This is a genomic window from uncultured Vibrio sp. (genome assembly GCF_947488985.1).
Taxonomy (GTDB): Bacteria; Pseudomonadota; Gammaproteobacteria; order Enterobacterales; family Vibrionaceae; genus Vibrio.
Map to the genome: position 1 here is coordinate 1 of NZ_CANLBV010000156.1, position 4,540 is coordinate 4,540.

The window sequence follows — 4,540 nt, forward strand, 5'->3', positions numbered from 1 at the left end:
CTAAGTTTGTGAGCTACTTATGAAGAGACGATAAATTGCATAGTGTTAATATAAACATCTATGTAACTGATTGAACACAAGCGGCCATAATACGCACTTAAGGGTTAGGGTATTTAGTTGATTGTTGTAACGTTTTTCAACTTGTCGGCTTCCTCCCAATGCGCTTTTACTGTTGGTGCCATTTCCAACCAAGACAAGATTCCTTGAAGATTTTCGACCTGGCTTTGCATCCGTTCCCAGACAACTGCTCTCAGTTCGTCGTTTTTCTGGCAAGATTCTGAATTTAAAAACAATGAGATATCACATAAGTCATTGGCAACAGTTTGTGCATCGTCTAAGGTATATTCTTTCATGATTAACTTCCTTATCAAGTTGATTGTGAGTAGCCCGTAGCTGTCCTACCAGTTACGGGCTAATTTGTTTTAGGCTTGCGCTCTAAATGGATTGTTGGATTCAGATTGGAACTCATCGCGATATTGTTCTGGAGCGATAACCACTATCTGACTATCTAAGTCGAACGCGATGACCACGATTGCTTTATGTGCTATGTCCAGCTGCTTAATCGCATCGGTTGCAGACTGGAAGTTTTCGAACCGATGAGCCGTGTCAGGCATTAAGCACCAAGCCGAACTGTCCAAGTGATAACGTATCAAGAAGTCGTCTTGGTTTGGGTTATGCACTAACCAGCCGATGAACTGAGCATTCACAGGCAGACCGCACTCTTTTTTAATCTGCTCTGGTGTTGGTGTTTTCATAGTTCAGGCTCCAAGGTCACGACTTTTAAACCGAAGCGTTTTAGTTCAAGCGAACCGAAGTTATTCACGACATAGCTTGAACTTTCAACGGTATACATGCCAGCCGGATAAGGTTTTTGCTCTTCATCAAGTGAGAGTTTCATTTGAGTTGGGAACTTGCCACCCAGATAGACATAAGCAACCTGCTCATAGATTTTGCGCGCTGGTTTGTTATCCTTGGCTTTGGTCGTGCGTACGTCAACACGCACATCCTCTTCGAAGATCTCTATTTTTAACATGGTGTGTTCCTATGCTGTTCGAAGCTGAACAACGTTGTCATTTGCAAGTAATTGGCGAGTTAACGGACCGAACTCAGGCTCCAAGTACCAGTCCGGATATTGTTGAGAGAAGTCAACGGTGATTACATCAACCAACGGCACAACCTTATTCATGCCATTGCCTTGTAAGTTCTGTAGTTGAGCCTTGGTAAATCCAGCATCTAGAAGTAAGTTGAAGTTGTTGTAAAACGTTTTGGTCACGGAGAACGAGCGTTTAACTTCGAGGTATCCTTCATTGACCAGACGGCGATAAAACGAGAACGCCCTATCCGCTTTTGCATAACTAATGTTGCCCTTTGGCGTTACTTTCTGGTGTTTAAGTCGCAAGGTATTTTGTACTAATTCATCATCATAGATATTCATGGAGTGACCCCTATATGTATGGTTTATCAGCTCTCCATATGTCATTAGCCATAACTCTTGGATTAACTCTTTGCCTGTTTCTTGGAGCTGCTGTTGGTAGTTAATTAGGTCGTTGATTTTTGTCGGTATATTCAGTTCTTTTAATTTGCGTTTTGTTACGCTTGCCTCAAAGCGGATTAGCCATCTTACAAAGCGGTGCAGTCGTGGGTCTGACATCGCATCAACAATAGATTGAGCGTGTTGATCACCCTTTTCTGCTTTTGCCCGATAATCGTTGTATTGCTTCTCGAACTCGTGTTGTTTTGAGTAACACTTACCACGCCAGTGTGAAGATGCTCTGTTGTGATAACACGTTGTTTCGTATTCACTACGTGACGCTTTAACTTGCCCATGAGACACGTTGGCCATATGAGCGATTGCCTGTTTTGCTTTCTGTTCAGTGCCAACATTTGCCGAGAACGTGCAGTCTAACTGCATCACTTCAGCTAAATCCCATTCAAGCATATCTGCAAGCATCGGATGAGAGAGTTCCAGCGCAGAACACATTTCAGCGTACCCAAGCAGTATGGAGCATGGACCGAAGATGTTGTGGCCTTGAAGGATTTTGGCGGGACTGGCTTTGATTTCGATAGATGGTGGTACGTTAGGAGAACCATTGTTGAACTTGATAGCGACACCAGTAAAGCTAGTTGGTATCGAGTCATAAAGGATGTATTCACCACTCACTGATGAGATGGTCATATCAGCATTGCGCTGTAACGTCCTAACACCTGTAGTTATACCCAGTTCAGAAGAGACTTTTCTAACGTCTAGTTCGAGGTGATACGCCTGATTTGCAGACGAACGGTTCTCAAGCTGGAAGCAATATTCAGCTTTAAAAGGAACCATTACACGCAATAAATCGAGCATTACCAAAAACCTGTCAAGTACGTTTTTTTATAACTTATCTATTATTTTTCATTACCTCAAGCCTTTAGTGTGAAAACATGGTAGTACAATAATAAATAAACGTACCTACAGGGATTTTTTGATGTTAAAAGATGTAATTAAGCAAGCACGCTTGCAACAAGGCTTAACACAAGAACAGATAGCTAAAAAAGTGAAAGTGGCTAAGCAGACATACTTGAAGTGGGAAAACGGAGAGACAGAACCTAAAGCTACTCAGATAAGGTTATTAGCTGAGAACTTGAAGATAACAGCCGATGAGATATGTAATGGAGAGCTCTATACCAAGTACAGTTTGGAGGAATTCATTTATGAACGAGCTAAAGCAACAGTACGTGGAGATTTAGAGACTTTAGCAACATGGAAGCATGTTCCTGATCATAAAAGATTCATTGAAGATCTTGCAGTTAAAAGCGAAGAAGATGTGATGAGAGCAAGGCTCTTGGAAGAAGAAAAAGAGAATGCATACCTAGCTGCAATACATTCAGAGCAAGAGTAATGGGTGTAAATATTACACAAGAGTAGACTATTAAAGGGAGTCTACTCCCTATTTCGGTGACTAACATCACATGATAATGAAACGGTTTCAGATGGGGGGCGCTGTCGCTTGCCTCCCCCCATCTACGACACACCACCCCCCACGTCCCGCGCTCGCGGAGCGGCGCAAAACGCGGTCGCGTTGTGTTGGTAGGTCGAAAAGATAGAGGGTGTGATATTGTTCTGGCGGGTTGCCGTGGCAATACACGCCTTTTTTGTTGATAGGCTCTGCAAGGCTGATTCTAGCAGGAAGGGAGGGTGTTTTGTGGTTTCTTCAAAGGGAGCTACGGGAACAAGTTCCCTGCTTTTCGGGCAATTAAAAAGGCACTCCCCAGAAGTATGAAGAGTGCCCTTATCCCTGCGGGGCTAGATTCGTGAACTTTGAAAGTTCAGCATTATGCGAATTATGTTACGGGCTATCACTTCAAAGCGATTCTCTCTCCTAGACATCACGGCAAGCCGGATTTGGTCAAGTCGCACCGCCCACCCTTTGTTCACTCTAGGCTTACAGCAAACCACTCAACATAATTCATAACCATAATGCGCAGTAAGGAAGGCTAATTTTGAGGGGCTTTTTAGGTTCTCATACAGCGCTTCTGAGTGTTGATTTTACTTAATTTGAGCTGTGCAGCGGCACGATGATTTTTCCATGCTTTTTAAGGTCAACGTTGTTAAGTTATTCACTACATAATATGAACTGTGGAATGTATAAAGCCCAGCTTCGTCAAGCTCGTGACTTTCGTGTAACTGAACTTTGACGTTGGGAATCGACTTTGCAGAAATACTTTGCCATCCTATTCGTATGCTCGTAAATTAGGACTGACGAATCCGTCTCTGCTAAAGATTGATCTTCTGCGCTTGTTTCTTATCAGAGTCAACTCACAACAATCTTTATATATAGAGTCACGAGTTCCTGAATCTTCTTACGTTGCTGTTGGTCTCACTCATTACCAAAATTTTAAATCACCACGCTATTGACGATGATTTTGTACGATCATTTGGCTACTAGATCAATAATATCGCATAACAACCACTGTCCTGATCGATTATCCACCCTTAATAAGTGACAACGCAACATTGTATTACCACACATAATTCTGAGTCTTATTTCTAAGATGCAATCAATCCAACCACTCATTCATCTATTAAGTTAAACTTTATAAATCAATATCTTGCAATGGATTGACATTGCTTTTATCGCCATCTACTTGTTAGAATATATCAAATACTAATAATTGTTTACATAGGCTTAAAATGAAATTCAATACAATCGCCCTGCCGCTTATAACCATATTTGGCATGAACTCATTCGCAATCGCCAGTGATAAAAATGTTAACTCTAAAGATAATGGAAATTTCTATGCTGGTGTTGACGTCGGGTTCTATAACCAAACTGAATTGGAAAATATCAATAGCTCAATTAAAGTGTCATCTGATCTGTTAGATTTTGGGTATAACTTAGCCGGTGGTTACCAATTTAATACTCACGATGTGGTCAAGTTAGGGCTGGAAGCTGAATACCGAAAAATTGGTAAAGTAACGTTACAGTGTATACTCGTTCAACTTGAAGATGCAGGCTTGAGAACTTGAAAGTTATCATTAATTCGAGATGCCAAAGAGCCT

5 protein-coding genes and 1 pseudogene are annotated in these 4,540 nt (G+C 41.7%); 2 read left to right on the plus strand and 4 right to left on the minus strand.

Annotated elements, in window-relative coordinates:
• Positions 1–113 precede the first annotated feature (113 nt).
• From Q1A70_RS18935 to Q1A70_RS18950, 4 genes are all read right to left on the minus strand, one after another.
• The gene (locus tag Q1A70_RS18935) at positions 114–353 is read right to left on the minus strand and encodes a DNA polymerase III subunit alpha (RefSeq protein WP_140115157.1); all 240 of its coding nucleotides are present in this window, start codon (positions 351–353) and stop codon (positions 114–116) included.
• Between the two features lie 69 nt (positions 354–422).
• Positions 423–755 carry a hypothetical protein gene (locus Q1A70_RS18940; protein WP_140115159.1) on the minus strand — a complete coding sequence of 111 codons (333 nt, stop codon included), beginning with the start codon at positions 753–755 and terminating at the stop codon, positions 423–425.
• Complete coding sequence (locus Q1A70_RS18945) at positions 752–1,033, minus strand: single-stranded DNA-binding protein (RefSeq protein WP_140115161.1); 282 nt, start codon at positions 1,031–1,033, stop codon at positions 752–754. Before Q1A70_RS18945 ends, Q1A70_RS18940 begins: the two co-directional genes overlap by 4 nt.
• Positions 1,034–1,042: 9 nt before the next feature.
• Complete coding sequence (locus Q1A70_RS18950) at positions 1,043–2,344, minus strand: phage/plasmid replication protein, II/X family (protein ID WP_299695397.1); 1,302 nt, start codon at positions 2,342–2,344, stop codon at positions 1,043–1,045.
• Between the two features lie 121 nt (positions 2,345–2,465).
• Between Q1A70_RS18950 and Q1A70_RS18955 the strand changes: the two genes are divergently transcribed.
• The gene (locus Q1A70_RS18955; protein ID WP_140115165.1) at positions 2,466–2,879 is read left to right on the plus strand and encodes a helix-turn-helix transcriptional regulator; all 414 of its coding nucleotides are present in this window, start codon (positions 2,466–2,468) and stop codon (positions 2,877–2,879) included.
• Positions 2,880–4,171: 1,292 nt separating this feature from the next.
• A pseudogene (locus Q1A70_RS18960) lies at positions 4,172–4,456 on the plus strand (porin family protein); the annotation flags it as partial.
• Between the last annotated feature and the right edge of the window lie 84 nt (positions 4,457–4,540).

Bases quoted from the DNA above. Each gene is read 5' to 3' on its own strand.
- Q1A70_RS18935 (WP_140115157.1), bottom strand. From the start codon at position 353: ATGAAAGAATATACCTTAGACGATGCACAAACTGTTGCCAATGACTTA.
- Q1A70_RS18940 (WP_140115159.1), bottom strand. From the start codon at position 755: ATGAAAACACCAACACCAGAGCAGATTAAAAAAGAGTGCGGTCTGCCT.
- Q1A70_RS18945 (WP_140115161.1), bottom strand. From the start codon at position 1,033: ATGTTAAAAATAGAGATCTTCGAAGAGGATGTGCGTGTTGACGTACGC.
- Q1A70_RS18950 (WP_299695397.1), bottom strand. From the start codon at position 2,344: ATGCTCGATTTATTGCGTGTAATGGTTCCTTTTAAAGCTGAATATTGC.
- Q1A70_RS18955 (WP_140115165.1), top strand. From the start codon at position 2,466: ATGTTAAAAGATGTAATTAAGCAAGCACGCTTGCAACAAGGCTTAACA.